This window comes from Schnuerera sp. xch1, from assembly GCF_019931165.1.
GTDB lineage: Bacteria > Bacillota > Clostridia > Tissierellales > Tepidimicrobiaceae > JAIOUP01.
This window is the reverse complement of sequence record NZ_JAIOUP010000014.1, coordinates 1-19,279: the sequence shown is the minus strand read 5'-3', so window position 1 is coordinate 19,279 and position 19,279 is coordinate 1. Positions and strand designations below refer to the sequence as shown.

Below are 19,279 nucleotides of genomic sequence, written 5' to 3'. Positions count from 1 at the left end.
CCTCCTAATATTATAATCTTATAAAAATATCTTATATAAAAATTGTATCAATTAAGTAGTTGAAATACAACTAAAACCACATCTTTATTATAAATATGCTAATAAATCTTAATGTTTATTCCTTGATTAAAATTTATTAGTTTATGGTATATATAAGTTAAAAAATAGATTTCCCTCACATTTATATAAAAACCTATGGTAAGCAAAATTTTGTGTTTGCCATAGGTTTACTTTCGTCTTCAATGAACACGAAGACAGGTAATTTGTCCACTTGATATTAAAACATTGTAAGGGATATAATAATATATAGAAAAATAAGGAAAAGGAGGTTTTAATTTGATTGTTGGTCTCGATATGGGTGGAACTAATATAGATGGAGTTATTATAGAAGATGGCAATATCATAAATACCATAAAGAAACCTACGAATAGGGATGACTTATTTGGATCTATTTGGTCTACCCTTAAGGAACTTCTTACAGGATATGATAAGACTAAAATAGATAGGATAAACCTAAGCACTACTGTATCCACTAATGCTATTGTTGAAAATAAGACTTCCTCTGTAGGTATGATTATACAATCCGGTCCAGGAATAGCTAATGATTTTTTAGCATGTGGTGATGAAAATGTATTCATATCCGGTTATGTTGACCATAGGGGCAATGTAATTGAAGGCTTGAATTTGTCCGAGGTAAAAAATGCTGTTAAACTATTCAAGAAGAAAAATATTGATTCTTTTGCTGTTGTCACCAAATTCTCTACTAGAAATCCTGAGAATGAAATAAGGATAAAGGAAATACTAGAAAACTTCTCTCCCATTACTATGGGACACACTGTATCTGGTAAGCTGAGTTTCCCTCGTAGAGTATATACATCTTACCTGAACTCAGCTGTACATAGTACATTTAATGACTTTGCAGCTAATATTAAAAAATCCATGGAAATTGAAGGCATAAACGCCCTTATATTCATACTTAAGGCTGACGGAGGTACTATGAATATGAATACAGCAGAAGAGAAACCAGTGGAAACTATACTTTCTGGACCTGCTGCAAGTTTTATGGGAATTACCGCTATGCTTCCTACGGATAAGGATGCAATATTGTTGGATGTTGGAGGAACTACTACAGACATATTTTTCCTTGCAGATGGAGTGCCTTTGTTTGAACCATTAGGAATTAAGATTGGAAAATATAATACTCTAGTAAGAGCTATTTACAGTGTCTCCATAGGTTTAGGCGGAGACAGTAGCATTAATATTAAAAATGGTAAAGTTAAAATAGGCCCAAAACGAGAAGGAAAGCCTTATGCATTTGGTGGCCCCCAACCTACTCCTACCGATGCTATGATTACATTAGAGTTAATTGGTTATGACCACGATTATAAGAAGAAAGCTCATGAATCCATGAGCTTATTGGGAAAGGAACTTAATCTATCAGCAGAAGATATGGCAAAATTAGTTCTTGAAACCATGGGTAATATGATTAAGTATAAAATAGATAAACTTCTAGAAAAAATAAATAGTCAGCCTGTTTATACCATAAAGGAACTATTGTATGGGAAGAAATTAGAGCCTAAACTCATAAATATAATCGGAGGACCTGCTGAAGTATTAACCCCTATACTTAAAGATAAATTCAATCTACCTTGCTATTATCCTGAAAACTATCATGTGGCTAATGCTGTAGGTGCAGCTTTGGCTCGTCCCACTGCTGAAATAACAATGCATGTGGATACATCTAAAAAAACTCTTTCTGTTCCTGAATTGGAGATTTATGAAAAAGTGGATCGTAATTATAGTCTAAATTTTGCAAAGGAAAGAGCTCTAAGATTGATAAAAGAATCCGCTATATCAATAGGTGAGACTAAAGATGAAATTGATGCTGAGATAATTGAGGAAAACAGCTTTAATATGGTAAGGGGTTTTTATACTACTGGTAAAGATATAAGAGTAAAAGCTCAAATAAAACCTGGTCTTATCCATCAATTGGGAGGTGATAACAATGCTTAAGGCAAAGAATAGATTAGGACTTGTATTCTTTCCTGCTTTTGATTGGGCTATTAGCCCTACTCATCCAGAAAGGGAGGAAAGACTTCTATATACTAGAGATCAATTATTTGAAGAAGGAATAGAAGATATCGAAGGTGTAGAATTTTTTAATCCAATTGTAGCCGATGAGAAGGATATTGAAAGAGTTCACTTCTGCGTTCCTGATGTGAAGTCAAGGGTTACTCAATCTCATCTTATATCTGCAGGAGGAGCCATTAAGGCTCTACAAATGATACTGGAAAACAAAGTGGACAAATCCTTTGCACTTACTCGTCCACCTGGACATCATGCCCATAGGGTTGTCTATGGAGATAGAGGCTTCTGTATAATAAATATTGAAGCTGTGATGCTTGAAAGAATACGTCAGGAATATGGGAACTTGAGAGTTGCCATTGTTGATACAGATTGTCACCATGGGGATGGTACTCAGGACATATTTTGGAATGACAAGGATACATTGTTTATATCCTTCCATCAGGATGGAAGAACTCTATATCCTGGAACTGGTTCTATAGACGAATTTGGTGGTCCTGGTGGATATGGCTATAATATAAACATACCTTTACCACCTGGAACTGGAGAAGATGGATTCCTTTACGTGCTAGACAATGTGGTAATGCCAATACTGGATGAATATAATCCAGACATTATAATAAATTCAGCTGGCCAGGATAATCACTATACAGATCCTATTACTCATATGAATTTTACAGCACAGGGATATGCAGAGCTTAATTATCGGCTAAATCCTCATATGGCAGTTTTAGAAGGAGGGTATTCTATAGAAGGTGCTCTCCCCTATGTTAATCTTGGAATAATACTGGCCATGGCAGGACTCGACTATTCAAATGTTCATGAACCAGACTATAATAAGGAGAAATTAAGACAATCTAGAGATATTACTGAATATGTAAAAAAAGTATGCGAATTGGTGTATAGCAGATGGAAGAATAAGGATGGCTTAAGACTGAAGGATTTAGGAAATGCAACTCATATAGATAGACAAAGACAAATCTACTATGACACTGACGGAATACTTGAAAATCAGGTGCAAAATTTTAAGGTATGTAAGAAATGCTCTGGAATAAATACTATTGATTCTAGAAATGATAAAGGATACCATATATTTGCCATTACTATTCCAAGGGATGCCTGTAATAGTTGTGTAGATGAAGGACATAGATTGTATAAAAATACTCCCAATTCATTTACAAATGTATATTTACAGGATAGAGTTAATGATGAGTTTTATGCTAAATAAGACACGATGAGATACCGTGTCTTACTCCACATATTGATTATCCATATTTGGTATCTTTGTAAGTATAATTATATACCATATTGTTAAAACGATTCCTTTCAACATGCTGCTTATAGTTATAGTCCACCATACTCCATCCAATCCCATGGATGTAGAAGAGAGTATCAGTGCTAGAGGAATACGCAATGCATTAAATATTATTCCAACAAGTGAAGGTGGAATAGTCCTTCCAAGACCATTGAAAGCTCCCCGACTTGCAATTTCAAAAGTCATCAGAATCTGGGATACACCTAAAATTCTAAGATATCTTACTCCAATTTCTAGAGCTTCTGGATCATCAGGTATGAAAAATCTGAATAGAGGGTCTGCTCCAAATATGAGTAATATGGTAGCAAAAACTCCTATGCAGCTCACTATCTGTAATCCTTTTCTATAACCTTTCTTTATTCTATCCCATTTTTCCGCTCCATAGTTCTGACCCATAAATGCAGATATGGCAGTGGAAAATCCAGCAGCAGACATCCATGATATGGATTCTATCTGAGTCCCAACCTTTTGTACTGCAATAGCTGTAGGACCCCATTGAGCAATTATTCTAGCTAATAACATACCAATACTTGAGAAGATTCCTTGTTGGACAGCCGCAGGAAGTCCTAATTTGAATATAGTCTTAACATACTCCTTATCAAAAGGTTTTTTAAATATATTCAAATCCTTAAATATTCTATTTTTTTGTCTGCTAGTGTACACAAAGACAACGGTTACTGTAAATTGGGCGATTATTGTAGCTAAAGCCGCCCCTTTAACTCCCATTTCAGGGAACGGCCCAATTCCCATAATCATCAGTGGATCAAGTATCATATTGGTTGCTAATCCAATTGAATTTACCTTAAATGGAATAGAACTATCGCCGGTACCATTAAAAATACCTGAAAAAACGGGATTTAAAAAGAAAAATATAAATCCAAAGGATATAATCAACAGATAATCTGTTGCCATATTTATTACTTTCATATCTCCTAAATTAAAAAATCCTATAATCTGATGTCTAAAGATTATAAGAATCAATGAGTATGTTAATGCAATGAATGTATCAAGTTTTAAGGTGTTTGATACAAACTTTCTGGCTGATTCCATATCTTCTCGTCCATAGGATTGCGCAACACCAACTTCCGCCCCAATTTTGGATATCATGAATAATGCTGATGCAAACCATGTGAAAAATCCTGCAGTTCCTGAAGCAGCTACTGCATTAGTACCTACTCTACCAAGCCAAATCATATCCATCATATTGTATGCTACTTGAACAAAAGATGTAGCCATAATAGGTATAGCAAGTTTGACCAATTTACCCGTTATGCTGCCTTCCGTAAGTCTATTGTTCTCCATAACCTACTCCCCCATCTATTGCTGATTAGTTTTATTTACTTCGTAACACTAAGTAATACTATTCTACAATATAGTTAGATTTTGTTCAAGTAAATTATTACAAGCAATAAAGAATCGCAAATTCTATATAGAATTTGCGATTCTTTATCTAATTTTTAGATGTATTTTACCATCTGCATCCTCTCATCATACCTCTACCAAATCCATTTCTTCTACCATAAAAACCTTTACCTGGCATGAATCCATCCTCATTATGGAATTCCTCCATGTAGTCGAAATGATCATACAAATTTTCAGCTTCTTCTTCAGTAATTAAGCCTTCATCTAAAGCTTCTTCAATTTGTGATTTTTTCCACTCCATTTTTTCCTCAAACCATTCTGTCCATGATTCCTCATCAACATTTTGTGTTGTTTCGGAGGTTTCAGCATATGCAAAAGTAGCTGTTAACCCTACTACTAATACTAATGATAGAACCGTTAATACTTTCTTCATATAATCATCTCCTTTTATTTTTCTATTTTTATTATAAAATTTAAATATGGAGGAAATATGAAGAAGAAAAATTCATCTTCTTTTTTTCATAATTATAGTTATAATTTAAATAAGATACTTCGACAATCTTGAGATGACAATTGTCAATTTTTTTGGGTATCATATATATGAGGTGATTTTATGAAACAGTTAAACATCTTAGTTGTAGAAGATGAAAGAAATATTTTAAAAGTAATAAAAGCATATTTAGAAAAAGAAGGATATACAATTTTTACTGCTGAAGATGGAGAAAAAGCTTTAGAAATATTTAATAACGAAGAAATTCATTTAATAATTTTAGATTTAATGCTGCCTAAATTATCAGGTGAAAAAGTATGCACCACAATAAGATCCAAGTCAAATATTCCAATAATAATGTTAACCGCAAAAGTTGAAGAGGATAATAAAATTGAAGGTCTATCAATTGGTGCAGATGACTACGTAACTAAACCATTTAGCCCAAGAGAATTGGTAAGTAGGGTTAAGGCACTTATAAGAAGAAGTTATAACAGTTCTAGTCCTCTCGCTGAAAAATTAGTATTTAATAATGGAAACTTAGAAATAGATATAAATAAAATGATTGTCAAAAAAAAGAAAAGAAATGTAGAGCTAACTTCAAATGAATTTAAAGTTTTAACAGCTCTATTGACAAAACCAGGTCAGGTATTTTCACGGGAACAATTAATAGAAATGGCTTTTGGATATGAATATGAAGGATTTGATAGGACTATAGATACACACATAAAAAATATAAGACAAAAAATAGAAGATGATGCAAAAAATCCAACTTATATAATTACGGTATACGGAGTTGGATATAAGTTTGGGGGAATATAAATGTCCATATCTAAAAAATTAACAATCAGCTTTATCTTTGCAATAATAGTTTCTATTCTTATAATTGGCTTTATATCTAACACTATGATTAATAATAGATTCGATAATTATTTAATAGAAGAACAGAATGAAAAATTCGAAAGAGTAAAAGAAAACATCAACAATTTATATATTGAAATGGGAAACAACATCACTGATCGAGATATATCGAGTTATGCTTCAATAGAAAGAATCTATATAGAAATTAGAGATTTAAATGATAATATTGTAGCTAGCTCCAACAATCAGAATTATCTTCATAGAGGTATGCATCAAAATATGATGAAACCTGGGCGAATGATGCATCAAGGTTCTAACTATATTGGAGAATATGTAGAAACATCATTTCCTATAGTAGATGATGATAAGGAAATTGGAACTCTAGTTATTGGATATATTGACAATTCATTTATGACAGAAGGCGCTTTGATTTTCAAAAGTACATTAACCAAATCAATTTTTATATCAAGCATTATTACCATTATCATTGGACTTATAATTTCAATATTTATATCAAAAGGTTTGACAAATCCTATTATAGAAATTACTAACACAGCAAATCAAATGCGTGATGGTAATTTAGAATATGGTTCAGATGTAAAAACTAATACAAAAGAGATTTCTCAATTATCTTATTCCATAAACTATTTAGCTGAAACTCTAAAAAAGCAAGAAGATTTAAGAAATAGGTATGCAACGGATATAGCTCATGAGCTTAGGACCCCTTTAACTACATTAAAATCTCATGTAGAAGCTATGATTGATGGAATATGGAAAGCCAGTAATGAAAACCTCCTTATCTTAGATGAGGAAATCGACAGATTGACTAAATTAATAGAGGATTTAAAGAACACATTCAAATCATTAGAAGTACAATTAAATATAAATAAAACCAATTTTAATATATCAGATGAATTAAAAAATATAATTTCTACCTTTAATCCATTATTTGAAAAGGAAGGTTACATTCTAAAATCAGAAATTGAAGAAAATATTCATATATCTATGGATAAAAATAGATTGAAGCAAATCATGTACAATCTTCTATCTAATGCTTTAAAATTTTTAAAGGATGAAGGAAAGGTTACAGTTAGCTTGTCTAAGGATAAGGACTATGTGAAAATCATAGTAGAAGATAATGGAATAGGTATAAAAGAAAAGGACTTACCTCACATATTTGAAAGATTTTATAAGTCTGATATGTCCAGAAATAGGAACATAGCCGGAACAGGATTAGGGTTGTCCATAACTAAGGCTTTAATAGATGCTCATGGAGGAGAAATTTCTGTAGAAAGTCAAATTGCTAAAGGTACTAAGTTCATCATTTTATTGCCTCATTGATTTATTAATATTTTTTAAATTCTTTTTTCTAAATAAATAAACTATTGATATAATTGAAGGAACAACTATTATAGATGAAACTGATACTGTCATCATAATTTGTTGAATAGGTTCATCTACAGCTACTACTGGTCTTCTATCCTTTATAAGTAAAACTATAATCAATATTGCAATAGCTATTGGAATTGTAAATTTCTGATTTCTTCTATTAGCCACTTTACCTAATGCTACTGATGTAAAATATATATATGCTGAGATCTTTATTATATGTCCCAATATCCATGAGCTTATATACAATGCATCAAACCCTTGAGCCTCACCAATACTTATTAATCTAGCAAAGGTAAAATAGGGAAAGTTTATACGTTTTACATATTCTATACCAAATGTCGCTTGAACAACTATTGATGCCAATATGATAATAAAAATTGAGTAAATTAACGCCCTGATAAAGATTTTATTTACATTCGTTTTGACATCCAAATTAGGAACGATCATCGCTATAACTAATATATCCATATACCTTAAACCTATATTAATAGCTCCTGCATTTATTTCTGTGAATGTAGAGTCGCTAAGAATTGGTAATAATACTGTAAAATCGTAATTATCATACGCTAATATTGCTAGTATGAAAAAAACAAGTAATATAATAGGAACAATAATCTCTACTAATCTTGCCATATTCGTTAATCCCTTATTCACAATATAAGCACATGTAACCAATAATATGGACACGCTTACTATAGTTGGAGTCCTACGAAATAAAGAGGAATCTAATATTTCTACAAATACACTTGAAAAAAATGCAGCAAATATAAAGAAAGTGATAGAATAAAATACTGCTATAATTCTTCCAAAAAATTTCCCCATAATCCTTTCCGAAACCTCTAATAGATTATATTCGTTGAATTTATTGCTTAAATATAACAAAGGCAAACAAAATATAATAGTATATGGAATTGACATTAAAAGCACAATCCAAGAATCTTGATTGGCAGGTGAGATCTTTGATACTGGTAAATATGTCAATCCCACCATCATTCTCAAAATTACAATTAATAATAATATCTGATGATAATATACTTTATCTTTTTTTCTCTTAGTATGCATAGTATTTCCCCTCATCGTGCCAATGGCTTATTTATTAAACCAGTTCTTATAATGTGAGTTTTAACATCTATTTGAAAATCAGCATCTGCAAAAATTTGATCCCAATTTTCTTTTATTTTCTCCCATTGTTCTGGATATTTTCTATGAAATACAAGTCCAAAGCCAAATATATCTAATTCATATTCTTTCTGCACTTTTTCAACTGCTAGCTTAATGCCTTCTTCTACTGTCTTAGAACATGCTTCTTCCATTTTCTTTAAGTTCTCTTCTTTAGATACATCAATATCTCCTATTACTTCTCTTAAAGTCCCCCTTATATTAACTTCAGTTTTAAGTATTAATCTATCTCCTCTTATTTCCACATCATTTTTTGTTCTATTTCTGATTATAGATATTGAACTTAATCTCTCCTCATTTTGAACTAATTTCTTCCCTGTCTCCTCATATGATAGTGGACTAGGAAAAGTAATAGGTGATACTTGTATATTATCTATAATAAAATTATAAGATTTAGTATCATTTCCGTTCAAATATCCTGCTAAACTATCTCCTTTAAATATTGCAGAACCTAAAACTGATAATTCAGTTTCTCTGGTTCCTGTCTTCTGTTCACTCTTATCTATGTCCCTTCTTTGTCTTCTTTCTACAACACCTACAACAGGATGTTGACCTAGATTATAATAATATTTAAGATATTCTGCTATATTGGTATCAACAGTCTTTGGATTAAATTCTATATTTTTAATAAGTCTATGTACATAATCTGCAGGCAATTCTTCCAAGCCGCTATTTATTCCCATTACTTCATAGGCTTTTGATCCCTTTGCTATCAATATATAAACAGTCTCCCTCTGCTCCCTATCTCTAAATAATTCATCCATATACAAAACAACATCCTTCTTAGCAAAATCCTCTCCAAATATTATCACTTTATTATGAGATAAATAAATTCGACGATCAAATTTTAAGGTAATATCTCTTAAGGCTTCAAATATATTGCCCCCAGTACCTTGCACATATTTAACAGAACCATCACTTCCTACTTCATTCTCTTGCGCTGAAACTGAAGGATCAACTACTTCTGCTGTTACTAAAATCCTATTATCTTGCAAATCTACACCTATAACCAATGAAATTCCAAGATCATCTAATTCCCTAGCATCAAAACAACCAGCTAGGAAAGCCATCAATATACTACATGCTATTAATAAGATTACCTTATTTCTCATAAGTTCACTCACCTTTCGGAGGCTCTTGCCTTTTTACATTTTCCTTAGCTATAGCTTCTGGTCTAAATATAAATCTCTTTTTATGTAGTCTTACAACAGTATCTTTGAGTCCTCTATTGTTCCTTGGCGCTATAGGCCAACCAAAAGGTACTCCAAACGAATTTAAGGATATAATGTGCATTGTTATAGCAGCAAATGCACAGACTACACCATAAAGACCAAAAAATCCTCCTAAAAAAATAACTACTAGTCTATATAAAACTATACCTTGTACTAATTCAGGAATAATAAATTCTGTAAGTGCTGTTATAGAAATTAGTATTACTGTAAGAGCACCAATCAACTTTGCCTGTACTGCTGCCTGCCCTAGTACTAATGCTCCTACAATACTTACTGTTGCACCTATATTTTTAGGTAATCTAAGTCCAGATTCCTTAGTTAATTCTAAGACTATAACCATTATAATAATTTCTATAGCTACAGGGAGGGGTACTCCTTCCCTAGCTCCCGCTGCACTTATCAATAATACAGTAGGTATCATCTCCTGATGATAAAGCATTAATGCAACAAATGCTCCTGGTAGATATATAGTTACAAAAAAAGCAAAAGCTCTTAAAAGTCTTAAGAATGAACTAAAATAAGGTCTTCTGTAATAGTCTTCACTGCTCATAATACCTTCTATAAAAAGTGTAGGCACAACAAGTACATGAGGAGTTCCATCAGTAAATATTGCTACCCTGCCTTCTAATATCTTACCTGCTATAATATCTGGCTTTTCTGAGTTACTTACGGTAGCAAAAAATGAATTTGTATTATCTTCTATTAATTCTTCTATATATCCACTTTCTAGTACAGCATCTATATTTATCTCTTTTAACCTATTTTTTACTTCATCCAATACATCTTGATTAACTATTCCCTTAATATATGCTATACTAACCTCTGTATTAGTTTGTTTCCCAAGTCTATAATCTTCAAATATTAGATTACTATTTTTTATCTTACGTCTTAACAGAACTTTATTTACAGCTATATCTTCTATAAATCCTTCTTTAGGTCCTCTAACTACTGATTCTGCTTGTGGCTGTTCTACAGCTCTTTTATCCCATTTACTTAGTTCCACTGTATAACAAGTTCTACATCCTTCCATAAATATAACAATGTTGCCACCAATTATTTCTTTCTCTATATCTTCCATATTATTTAGTTCATTGACTTTTGAAGTTAAGATGACATCCTTTATATCTTTATGTTTGTCTAAATAAAAAATTAAAGCTTTTAGTATATCCCTATCGAATAAATTCTTATCTATTAGTCCTTCTATGTAACAAGCCATCATCTTTATCTTTGATTTGGTTTGAAATTCATAAGCTACTAAATCTGGAACATTGTTAAAAATATTTTCTATTTCTTTTTTATTCACATCAATCTTTTTCGATATCATATAATCATCCTTAATATTACATTTATAGTTAGTATAACCATATCTATTATAATTATGTTTGGTAGTAATGAATTGGGCAAGTAAATACTTGCCCAATTTATTGTTATTGCATCTTTGTATTTGCACCGTTTAATCCAGATTTTACTTGTTGCATGTCACTGGCATTAGCTGTTGGCGCTGGTGTATAGTATCCTTTTTGTTCTGCTGTTTGGAATAATTGATATTGGAATTGCTCAGCTTCATTTCTTAGTTGTTGTAATGTGCTTCTTAATTGTTGGTTGGCACTCTCCGTTATAGCTGTATTATAGCAATTTAAAGCTGTTTTAGTTGTATTAATAGCATCATTTAAAATATCTTTTTCTTGCATCTATTTCCCTCCTATTTTAATGAATTTGTTAAACTACTAGCAGTGGTTTCAGCATCTTGTGCAGATTGTTGAAACATTTGTTTCAACTTTTGATCTTGACATTGATTGGCAAATTCCTTATATTTAGTAGCCATATTTTGATGAAGGCTTGCTATTTCTCGTACATGTTGTAGCTCCATTTGATTAATATTTCCTAAATTAATGGTATTCTTAAGTGCCATAAAATTACTCCTTTCATTAATTTATTTAAACTACATTAAATATTTTGTCTCTTAAATTTCAATTTATTCATGGAAAAAAACTGATAAATATTATCTTAAAATAAGGAAATACTAATCTTAAACGGAGGTGAAAAGATGAAAAATAAAGTAGTAGTTGAAAATACTTTAACACCATATATCGAACATTTAAAAAGTGCTGGATATGATGTTCATACTTTATATAAAAATAGCAATTTAAAAAATATAACTTCAGATCAATACAAAGCTGTTGTTGTTTCAGGTTTAGATAATTTAGGTTATAGAGAAGGAGATAGCAATAATCCACCTGTACCAATTATTGAAGCAAAAGGCAGTACTCCTCAAGAAGTTCAAAATATTATAGAAAATAAACTTGAATAAGTATTTGTATGATTACGAAGATATTTGACAAATAATAATATTAGTATTAAAATATATTTTAATAACAAAATTAATAATACGCTCTTATCAAGAGTGGTGGAGGGACTGGCCCTATGAAACCCGGCAACCTGTATGTGCAAGGTGCTAAATCCAGCGACATTGTATCGATGTCGAGAGATAAGAAAGAGAACAAACCTCTTTCTTATAAGAGGTTTTATTATTTAACCTCTATATTTTATAGAGGTTTTTTTATTACCTATTTGACATAAGGGGGAATATTTGTTGATTAAAATTAAAAATTTATCTAAAAGTTTCAGCAATGGAAGTACTAAAATAGAAGCTATAAGCAATATTAACCTTCAGATAAATAAAGATGAAATATTTGGAATAATTGGGTTAAGTGGAGCAGGCAAATCAACTTTGATTCGTTGCTTAAACAGGTTAGAAGAACCTACAGAAGGTAACATTTTCATTGAAGAAAAGGATATCACTACTTTTGATAAAAAAAGTTTAAATCAATTAAGAAAAAGTATTGGAATGATTTTTCAACATTTTAATTTGTTATCACAAAAAACAGTTTACAAAAATATTGCATTTCCTCTGGAATTAGAAGGTCTGTCCAAAGATAAAATCAATTCAAGGGTAAATACACTTTTAGAATATGTAGAACTGAAAGACAAAAAATACGCTTATCCATCGCAGTTAAGTGGTGGACAAAAACAAAGAGTAGCTATTGCAAGAGCACTAGCTAATAATCCAAAGATACTGTTGAGTGATGAAGGCACTTCTGCATTGGATCCTAAGACAACGAGATCAATCCTGAAGTTACTTAATAAGATAAGAAAAGAGTTTGGATTAACTATAGTACTTATTACACATCAGATGGAGGTCATAAAGGATATATGTGATAAGGTGGCAATAATTGAAGATGGGAAGATAATAGAGATAAATACAGTAGAAGAATTGTTCAAAAACCCAAAAACTCAAACTGCTATGGATTTTATCAGTGGATTAAAATCAAATATTAAGAACGAAATTATAAATCCTTTTGACTTTAAAGGCACTATAGTTAGACTAGGGTACTCTGAAGATAACGCAAAAGAACCCATAGTATCCAATATGATTAAAAATTTTAACATACAGGTAAACATATTGTCTGGGAATATAAATAAGTTAATGAGTACAAGTATAGGACATCTAATCCTTGAAATACAAGGTGAAGATGGTGAAGTAAATGATGCTATCAAATATTTAAATAATAAGAGTATAAATGTGGAGGTGATATAAATGGCTGAATTGATTGTTCCTGCTCTATTGGAAACATTATATATGGTATTCTTTTCTACAATTTTTTCATTATTATTAGGGTTACCTTTAGGAGTTCTACTGGTTGTTACTGAAAAGAACAATATATGGGAAAAGCTACAATTGAATAGAATTTTAAATGGAATCATAAATATATTGCGTTCATTCCCTTTTATTATACTTATGATTTTACTATTCCCACTATCAAAGATAATCGTGGGAAAGACCATTGGTACAACAGCAACTATTGTACCTCTATCAATTGCTGCGGCCCCTTTTGTAGCAAGAATAATTGAAGGTTCTTTAAAAGAGGTGGACAAGGGAATAATTGAATCAAGCCTAGCTATGGGAGCTAGTGTAACTGAAATCATATTTAAAGTACTTATACCAGAATCCATGCCTTCCCTTATATTGGGCATAACTACTACCATTATAAATTTAGTTGGATATTCAGCAATGGCTGGAGCCATTGGTGGTGGAGGTTTAGGTGATGTGGCTATTAGATATGGATTATACAGGTTCCAAACCGATGTAATGATAATATCAGTAGCTATAATAATAGTTCTGGTACAGGGAATACAGTTTTTAGGAAATAGGTTATCATTAAATATTAATAAAAAATAAGGAGGAATTAATATGAAAAAATTTGCTTCATTAGTCTTAATTATAGTACTAACTTTTACCTTTACAGGATGCAATGGAACTGAAACTACAGAAAATACAATCAAAATAGGAGTGACTCCAGAGCCTCATGGACAAATTATAGATTTTATTGTGGATGATTTGAAAGACAAAGGAATAGAAATTGAAATAATTGAATTTACCGATTATGTTACACCAAATATGGCCCTAACTGATGGTGACTTAGATGCTAACTTCTTTCAGCATAAGGATTATATGAATAATTTTAAAAAAGAAAATAATATAGATATAGTATCAATTGGAGCAGTACACATAGAACCACTGGGACTATATTCTTCAAAATATGAATCCATAGATGATTTAGAAGATGGCTCAGAAATCATAGTTCCAAATGATGCTACCAATGGCGGTAGAGCACTGATTCTTCTTGAACAGGCGGGACTTATTACATTAAATAAAGATGCAGGAACATTAGCGACAGAAAATGACATAGTAGAAAATCCGAAGAATTTGAAATTTACTTCATTAGAAGCCGCTCAAATTCCTAGAATTGTAGAAGATGTAGATGCGGCAATTATTAATGGAAACTTCGCACTTTCAGCAGGATTAGTTCCCGCAGAAGATTCTATTCTTTTAGAAGATAAGGATTCTCCATATGCTAATATAATAGCTGTAAGAAACGGTGAAGAAAATGAGGAAAAATTCGCTAAACTTTTGGAAACTTTGCAAAGCGAAAAGGTAAGAGAATTTATTGAAGAAAATTATGAAGGCGCAGTGATACCAGCATTTTAGTGGGATTATAAGTCGTACTTTGGTGGTGAGCCGCGACTCACCACCAAAGTATTACGCACTTTTTATCAAACCTACATTGTCACTCTTTTATGTATCCTTTCTTAATTGCATCTTCTATCATATTTGTTGTGAACTCCCAAAGCTCATCTGAAGCCTTTTCTATTGGGGCAATTCTTTTATACACTTCTGCTTTTGTAACATTAAATTTTTTCCAAGTACCACCATCAGAATAGTAATTGCTAAAAAGTGGTTGTAGCCTATCCATAGCTGCTGCAAATAATGCTTCTTTTGTCTTCATTTCTTCAAATTCGTCCCATAGATTTCTCAATTCTTGACCTTTGTCCTCTTTCAACATTCCATATATTTTATCTGCTGCTTCCAGTTCTCTTTTCTTTTTGCTTTTATTTCCTTCCACATCATAGCAGAAAGTATCTCCAGCATATATTTCCACTAAATCATGAACTAATAACATTTTAATTACTTTACAAACGTCTATATTTTCATTGGCATATTCTGAAAGAACCATTGCCATTACAGATATATGCCAAGAATGCTCAGCATCATCTTCCCTTCTTGATTTATCTATTAAATTGGTTTGCCTTAATATAGATTTCATCTTATCCAATTCCACTATAAATTCGATGTCTCTTTTTAGTCCATCCTTTATCATATAATCATCTCCTAAAAGCATTTCATTATTATTCTTTCCATATAAGTGTAACATATTTTATTTAATTCGGTAAATACTATTAATAAACCTTTTCCGTTGGGAGGATTTAAGTGAATAAAAAAATAGATAACAAATTTAAACAGAAAAAAATGTCAATTCCAATTGAAGAACAAAGATATGCAGCTTATTATGATATTAAAAATTTACAACCTGAATCAAGAGTTCCGATTCCAACATTAGAAGGAGTAGTAAGGGCAAAGGAATGGGTTGAAGAGAATCAAAAATAGGAGCAGATTTTCTGCTCCTATTTTTATTCTATATTTTTTAATAAATTTGCCACCTCTATCGCCGTAATTGCTGCATCATAGCCCTTATTTCCACTTTTAGTTCCTGCTCTTTCAATAGCCTGTTCAATATTATCTGTTGTTAATATTCCAAATATAACTGGTATTTCCGTATCTAGTGAAATATTTGCTATTCCCTTTGATACTTCATTAGATACATAATCAAAATGAGGAGTTGAGCCTCTAATCACAGCGCCAAGACAGATGACAGCATCATATTTATTGGATTTGGCTAATTTCTTTGCAATTAATGGAATTTCAAAGGCTCCAGGAACCCAAGCAATTTCTATATCCTCTTCTTTAGCTCCATGTCTTTCTAATCCATCTATAGCTCCAGATAATAATTTACTTCCAATGAATTCATTAAACCTTCCTACTACAACAGCAAACTTCAAGCCTTCTGCTATCAATTTTCCTTCATAAGTTTTCATAATTTCATCCTCCTTATTTTATGTTTAATATATGCCCCATCTTGTTCTTTTTAGTCTTCAAATAAAAATAGTCTTTTTCATTAGGATCTATTTCTATAGGAATTCTTTCAATAACTTCCAATCCATAGCCAGATAATCCATGAATTTTTTTAGGATTATTGGTCATTAGCTTTATCTTCCTCGCCCCAAGATCTGATAATATTTGAGCACCTATTCCATAATCTCGTAAATCTTCTGGATATCCTAAGGCTAAATTGGCCTCAACTGTGTCCATTCCCCTATCTTGAAGTCCATATGCCTTTATCTTATTTATTAAGCCTATTCCTCTACCTTCCTGTCTCATGTATAATAATATTCCTTTTCCTTCTTCACTTATTCTCCTCAATGCCTCATGAAGTTGTTCTCCACAATCACATCTTAATGAACCAAATACATCTCCTGTCAAACATTCAGAATGAACTCTTACAAGTATTGGTTCATCTTTCCTAATATCTCCTCTATATAGTGCAACATGATGTTCTCCATTTATCTTGTTCACATATCCTGCAATATTAAAATTACCATAGGCAGTAGGTAATTTCGCTTCTGAAATCTTTGTTACTAAAATTTCATTTTTTCTTCTATAACCTATCAAATCTGCAATGGTTATTATCTTAATATCAAACTTTGTTGCATATTCCATAAGCTGTGGAACTCTTGCCATTGTTCCATCTTCATTTGTTATCTCACATATCACTCCTGCAGGATATAAACCTGCTAGTCTTGCAAGATCAATAGCAGCCTCTGTATGCCCTGCTCTTTTTAATACACCGCCTTCTCGGCCTTTAAGTGGAAAAACATGTCCAGGACGTTTGAAGTCATCAGCACATACATTTGAATCCAATACCTTTTTTATAGTTAATGCTCTTTCCTTAGCTGAAATGCCTGTAGTAGTATCCTTATAATCAATAGAAACGGTAAAAGCTGTTTCATGATTATCCGTATTTTCGTTTACCATTTGATCTATATTAAGCTCCTTTAGCCTCTCTTCAACTATAGGCATACATACAAGACCTCTAGCATATTTAATCATAAAGTTTATCTTTTCATCTGTAACCTTTTCTGCTGCTAATATTAAATCTCCCTCATTTTCCCTATCCTTATCATCTACAACTATTACAAAATTACCATTTCTTAATTCTTCTAGTGCTTCTTCTATGGTATTAAATTTGGCCATTTTATCTCCTCCTATATAAATCCATTTTCTTTTAGTAATTTCATATCTATACTACTTTCATCCTCAACGTCTTTATACTTCAAAAATTTTTCAATGTATTTTCCAACTACATCACATTCAATATTAACTAAATCCTTTACCTTTTTCTTAGTTAATGTAGTAACTTCTTTAGTATGAGGAATTATAGAAACCTTGAATATTTCATCATCTACATAATTTACAGTGAGACTAATCCCGTCTATGGCAACAGAGCCCTTATAAACTACATACTTTAATATTCCTCCAGTAGCAGATACGCTTACCTGTATAGCATCTCCTTCTTTTTCAAATCCTTCTATAACACCAATTCCATCTATATGCCCAGACACCATATGCCCTCCTAATCTATCTCCAACTCTTAATGCTCTTTCTAAATTTACTTTGCTATCTATCTTCAAAAATTTAATATTTGTTTTCCTTATAGTTTCAGCCATTACATCTACCTTAAATGAATTACTGTTGAATTCTTTTACAGTTAAACAAACTCCATTTACTGCTACGCTATCCCCTATGGAAATGTTGTTAACTATCTTCTCACACTCAATAGTAATAGTCCAAATATCATTCTTCACGACTATATCCAATACCTTCCCTACTTCTTCTATAAGCCCTGTAAACATTTCATCACTTCCTTTACTTTATATAACCTTCAATCATTATATCCTGGCCAACATTAGATATCTGTACATCCTGTAAGTTTATGACATCCTTCATATATGCTATTCCCTGTCCTTCAACAGGAGTCTTAGCATTTAAACCTCCTATGATTTTGGGAGCAACAAAAAATACAGCTTTGTCTACTAAATTTTGTTTTAAAAAGCCAAAGTTTACTTCCCCGCCTCCTTCAATGAGTAAGCTATCAATTTTTCTTCTTCCTAATTCCTCCATAAGAAATTGCAAATCCACTTTTCCATGACTAGCTGTAGTTACTATTACATCCGCTCCTCTCTTTTTAAAAGCCTTAATATTTTCATCAGGGGCAAGATTTGTTACTGCAATAATAGTATTGATAGGATTTCTAGTTAGCACGTTCGATGTAAGAGGTGTTTTACCGTGACTATCTAATACTATTTTTAGTGGATCCTTGCATTGAATTTTATCTAATCTTGTATTCAACATGGGATTATCCATTATTACTGTATTTATTCCTACTAATATGGCAGAAACTTTCTGTCTCAATAGATGCCCATATTCTCTTGAACTTTTACCTGTTATCCACCTTGATTCACCTGTATGTGTAGCTATTTTCCCATCTAAGCTCATCCCAGCTTTCAAAATAGTGAAAGGCCTTTTAGTCTTTATATACTTAATAAATATTTCATTTAACCTTTCTGCTTTTTCTCTTAGAACTCCTACTTTCACTTCTACTCCGTTCTCCATTAATATTTCTAATCCCTTTCCTGAAACTATAGGATTAGGATCCTCCATAGCTACTACTACTCTTTTTATTCCACTTTCCACTATTGTATTTGCACAAGGTGGAGTCTTTCCAAAGTGAGAACAAGGTTCTAAAGTAACATACATAGTAGCCTCAGAAAGATCTTGATCTGCGCTATTTATTGCATTGGCCTCTGCATGACTTTCTCCATATCTTTCATGATATCCTCTAGCAATTA

At 31.8% G+C, this 19,279-nt stretch carries 21 protein-coding genes and 1 riboswitch; of the genes, 9 read left to right on the top strand and 12 right to left on the bottom strand.

Translation table 11 applies throughout. From position 1 onward, the window contains the following. Positions 1 to 336 precede the first annotated feature (336 nt). Positions 337 to 2,013 (top strand): hydantoinase/oxoprolinase family protein, encoded by a 1,677-nt coding sequence (locus tag K8M07_RS09885; RefSeq protein WP_223378354.1) that lies wholly within the window; start codon positions 337 to 339, stop codon positions 2,011 to 2,013. Continuing rightward, positions 2,006 to 3,313 (top strand): histone deacetylase, encoded by a 1,308-nt coding sequence (locus tag K8M07_RS09880; RefSeq protein ID WP_223378352.1) that lies wholly within the window; start codon positions 2,006 to 2,008, stop codon positions 3,311 to 3,313. The genes K8M07_RS09885 and K8M07_RS09880 overlap by 8 nt, the downstream gene beginning before the upstream one ends. 21 nt (positions 3,314 to 3,334) lie before the next feature. Here the strand turns inward: K8M07_RS09880 and K8M07_RS09875 are convergent, their stop codons facing one another. Both K8M07_RS09875 and K8M07_RS09870 read right to left on the bottom strand, forming a co-directional pair. Next, a complete protein-coding gene (locus K8M07_RS09875) occupies positions 3,335 to 4,702 on the bottom strand; it encodes an MATE family efflux transporter (RefSeq protein WP_223378350.1) in 1,368 nt (455 codons plus the stop codon). 166 nt (positions 4,703 to 4,868) lie between these two features. Beyond that, positions 4,869 to 5,195, bottom strand: coding sequence for a YckD family protein (locus tag K8M07_RS09870; RefSeq protein WP_223378348.1), 327 nt, complete (start codon positions 5,193 to 5,195; stop codon positions 4,869 to 4,871). A gap of 180 nt (positions 5,196 to 5,375) precedes the next feature. Here K8M07_RS09870 and K8M07_RS09865 point away from each other — a divergent pair, with 180 nt between their 5' ends. Both K8M07_RS09865 and K8M07_RS09860 read left to right on the top strand, forming a co-directional pair. Then, the gene (locus K8M07_RS09865; protein WP_223378346.1) at positions 5,376 to 6,071 is read left to right on the top strand and encodes a response regulator transcription factor; all 696 of its coding nucleotides are present in this window, start codon (positions 5,376 to 5,378) and stop codon (positions 6,069 to 6,071) included. Next, on the top strand, positions 6,072 to 7,451 hold the full coding sequence (locus K8M07_RS09860) for a sensor histidine kinase (protein ID WP_223378344.1): 1,380 nt from the start codon (positions 6,072 to 6,074) through the stop codon (positions 7,449 to 7,451). It begins immediately after the preceding gene. On the opposite strand, the gene K8M07_RS09855 is transcribed toward K8M07_RS09860, so the two are convergent. The 5 genes from K8M07_RS09855 to K8M07_RS09835 form a co-directional block, all read right to left on the bottom strand. Continuing rightward, a complete protein-coding gene (locus K8M07_RS09855; protein ID WP_223378342.1) occupies positions 7,437 to 8,564 on the bottom strand; it encodes an endospore germination permease in 1,128 nt (375 codons plus the stop codon). The two genes, K8M07_RS09860 and K8M07_RS09855, sit on opposite strands and share 15 nt — an antisense overlap. 11 nt (positions 8,565 to 8,575) lie before the next feature. Beyond that, positions 8,576 to 9,793 carry a Ger(x)C family spore germination protein gene (locus tag K8M07_RS09850; protein ID WP_223378340.1) on the bottom strand — a complete coding sequence of 406 codons (1,218 nt, stop codon included), beginning with the start codon at positions 9,791 to 9,793 and terminating at the stop codon, positions 8,576 to 8,578. Between the two features lie 4 nt (positions 9,794 to 9,797). Next, positions 9,798 to 11,237 (bottom strand): spore germination protein, encoded by a 1,440-nt coding sequence (locus K8M07_RS09845; RefSeq protein WP_223378339.1) that lies wholly within the window; start codon positions 11,235 to 11,237, stop codon positions 9,798 to 9,800. 103 nt (positions 11,238 to 11,340) lie between these two features. Then, entirely contained in the window at positions 11,341 to 11,604 is a 264-nt protein-coding gene (locus tag K8M07_RS09840) for a spore coat protein (RefSeq protein ID WP_223378337.1), read from the bottom strand. 11 nt (positions 11,605 to 11,615) lie between these two features. Then, on the bottom strand, positions 11,616 to 11,825 hold the full coding sequence (locus tag K8M07_RS09835) for a hypothetical protein (protein ID WP_223378335.1): 210 nt from the start codon (positions 11,823 to 11,825) through the stop codon (positions 11,616 to 11,618). A 135-nt stretch (positions 11,826 to 11,960) separates the two neighbouring features. Here K8M07_RS09835 and K8M07_RS09830 point away from each other — a divergent pair, with 135 nt between their 5' ends. From K8M07_RS09830 to K8M07_RS09815, 4 genes are all read left to right on the top strand, one after another. Beyond that, complete coding sequence (locus tag K8M07_RS09830; protein WP_223378333.1) at positions 11,961 to 12,224, top strand: YkuS family protein; 264 nt, start codon at positions 11,961 to 11,963, stop codon at positions 12,222 to 12,224. A gap of 81 nt (positions 12,225 to 12,305) precedes the next feature. Further along, positions 12,306 to 12,408: riboswitch (SAM riboswitch) on the top strand. Between the two features lie 98 nt (positions 12,409 to 12,506). After that, positions 12,507 to 13,511, top strand: a complete 1,005-nt coding sequence (locus tag K8M07_RS09825) for a methionine ABC transporter ATP-binding protein (protein ID WP_223378327.1) — start codon at positions 12,507 to 12,509, stop codon at positions 13,509 to 13,511. Further along, on the top strand, positions 13,512 to 14,153 hold the full coding sequence (locus K8M07_RS09820; protein ID WP_223378325.1) for a methionine ABC transporter permease: 642 nt from the start codon (positions 13,512 to 13,514) through the stop codon (positions 14,151 to 14,153). A gap of 12 nt (positions 14,154 to 14,165) precedes the next feature. Further along, positions 14,166 to 14,963 (top strand): MetQ/NlpA family ABC transporter substrate-binding protein, encoded by a 798-nt coding sequence (locus K8M07_RS09815; protein ID WP_223378323.1) that lies wholly within the window; start codon positions 14,166 to 14,168, stop codon positions 14,961 to 14,963. A 79-nt stretch (positions 14,964 to 15,042) separates the two neighbouring features. Here K8M07_RS09815 and K8M07_RS09810 read toward each other — a convergent pair whose 3' ends face one another. Then, positions 15,043 to 15,633 carry an HD domain-containing protein gene (locus K8M07_RS09810; RefSeq protein ID WP_223378321.1) on the bottom strand — a complete coding sequence of 197 codons (591 nt, stop codon included), beginning with the start codon at positions 15,631 to 15,633 and terminating at the stop codon, positions 15,043 to 15,045. A 110-nt stretch (positions 15,634 to 15,743) separates the two neighbouring features. Between K8M07_RS09810 and K8M07_RS09805 the strand changes: the two genes are divergently transcribed. Then, positions 15,744 to 15,920 (top strand): DUF3787 domain-containing protein, encoded by a 177-nt coding sequence (locus K8M07_RS09805; protein WP_223378319.1) that lies wholly within the window; start codon positions 15,744 to 15,746, stop codon positions 15,918 to 15,920. 23 nt (positions 15,921 to 15,943) lie between these two features. Here K8M07_RS09805 and ribE read toward each other — a convergent pair whose 3' ends face one another. The 4 genes from ribE to ribD all read right to left on the bottom strand — a co-directional run. Further along, positions 15,944 to 16,408, bottom strand: a complete 465-nt coding sequence (ribE, locus tag K8M07_RS09800) for a 6,7-dimethyl-8-ribityllumazine synthase (protein WP_223378317.1) — start codon at positions 16,406 to 16,408, stop codon at positions 15,944 to 15,946. A 13-nt stretch (positions 16,409 to 16,421) separates the two neighbouring features. After that, complete coding sequence (locus K8M07_RS09795; protein ID WP_223378315.1) at positions 16,422 to 17,624, bottom strand: bifunctional 3,4-dihydroxy-2-butanone-4-phosphate synthase/GTP cyclohydrolase II; 1,203 nt, start codon at positions 17,622 to 17,624, stop codon at positions 16,422 to 16,424. 11 nt (positions 17,625 to 17,635) lie between these two features. Continuing rightward, positions 17,636 to 18,283 (bottom strand): riboflavin synthase, encoded by a 648-nt coding sequence (locus tag K8M07_RS09790; protein ID WP_223378313.1) that lies wholly within the window; start codon positions 18,281 to 18,283, stop codon positions 17,636 to 17,638. A 13-nt stretch (positions 18,284 to 18,296) separates the two neighbouring features. After that, on the bottom strand, positions 18,297 to 19,279 hold a 983-nt coding region (gene ribD / locus K8M07_RS09785), incomplete at its 5' end, for a bifunctional diaminohydroxyphosphoribosylaminopyrimidine deaminase/5-amino-6-(5-phosphoribosylamino)uracil reductase RibD (RefSeq protein ID WP_223378312.1).

Excerpts from the sequence above, each read along its gene's own strand:
- K8M07_RS09880 (WP_223378352.1), top strand. The coding sequence starts at position 2,006 with ATGCTTAAGGCAAAGAATAGATTAGGACTTGTATTCTTTCCTGCTTTT.
- K8M07_RS09875 (WP_223378350.1), bottom strand. The coding sequence starts at position 4,702 with ATGGAGAACAATAGACTTACGGAAGGCAGCATAACGGGTAAATTGGTC.
- K8M07_RS09870 (WP_223378348.1), bottom strand. The coding sequence starts at position 5,195 with ATGAAGAAAGTATTAACGGTTCTATCATTAGTATTAGTAGTAGGGTTA.
- K8M07_RS09865 (WP_223378346.1), top strand. The coding sequence starts at position 5,376 with ATGAAACAGTTAAACATCTTAGTTGTAGAAGATGAAAGAAATATTTTA.
- K8M07_RS09860 (WP_223378344.1), top strand. The coding sequence starts at position 6,072 with ATGTCCATATCTAAAAAATTAACAATCAGCTTTATCTTTGCAATAATA.
- K8M07_RS09855 (WP_223378342.1), bottom strand. The coding sequence starts at position 8,564 with ATGCATACTAAGAGAAAAAAAGATAAAGTATATTATCATCAGATATTA.
- K8M07_RS09850 (WP_223378340.1), bottom strand. The coding sequence starts at position 9,793 with ATGAGAAATAAGGTAATCTTATTAATAGCATGTAGTATATTGATGGCT.
- K8M07_RS09845 (WP_223378339.1), bottom strand. The coding sequence starts at position 11,237 with ATGATATCGAAAAAGATTGATGTGAATAAAAAAGAAATAGAAAATATT.
- K8M07_RS09840 (WP_223378337.1), bottom strand. The coding sequence starts at position 11,604 with ATGCAAGAAAAAGATATTTTAAATGATGCTATTAATACAACTAAAACA.
- K8M07_RS09835 (WP_223378335.1), bottom strand. The coding sequence starts at position 11,825 with ATGGCACTTAAGAATACCATTAATTTAGGAAATATTAATCAAATGGAG.
- K8M07_RS09830 (WP_223378333.1), top strand. The coding sequence starts at position 11,961 with ATGAAAAATAAAGTAGTAGTTGAAAATACTTTAACACCATATATCGAA.
- K8M07_RS09820 (WP_223378325.1), top strand. The coding sequence starts at position 13,512 with ATGGCTGAATTGATTGTTCCTGCTCTATTGGAAACATTATATATGGTA.
- K8M07_RS09815 (WP_223378323.1), top strand. The coding sequence starts at position 14,166 with ATGAAAAAATTTGCTTCATTAGTCTTAATTATAGTACTAACTTTTACC.
- K8M07_RS09810 (WP_223378321.1), bottom strand. The coding sequence starts at position 15,633 with ATGATAAAGGATGGACTAAAAAGAGACATCGAATTTATAGTGGAATTG.
- ribE (WP_223378317.1), bottom strand. The coding sequence starts at position 16,408 with ATGAAAACTTATGAAGGAAAATTGATAGCAGAAGGCTTGAAGTTTGCT.
- K8M07_RS09795 (WP_223378315.1), bottom strand. The coding sequence starts at position 17,624 with ATGGCCAAATTTAATACCATAGAAGAAGCACTAGAAGAATTAAGAAAT.
- K8M07_RS09790 (WP_223378313.1), bottom strand. The coding sequence starts at position 18,283 with ATGTTTACAGGGCTTATAGAAGAAGTAGGGAAGGTATTGGATATAGTC.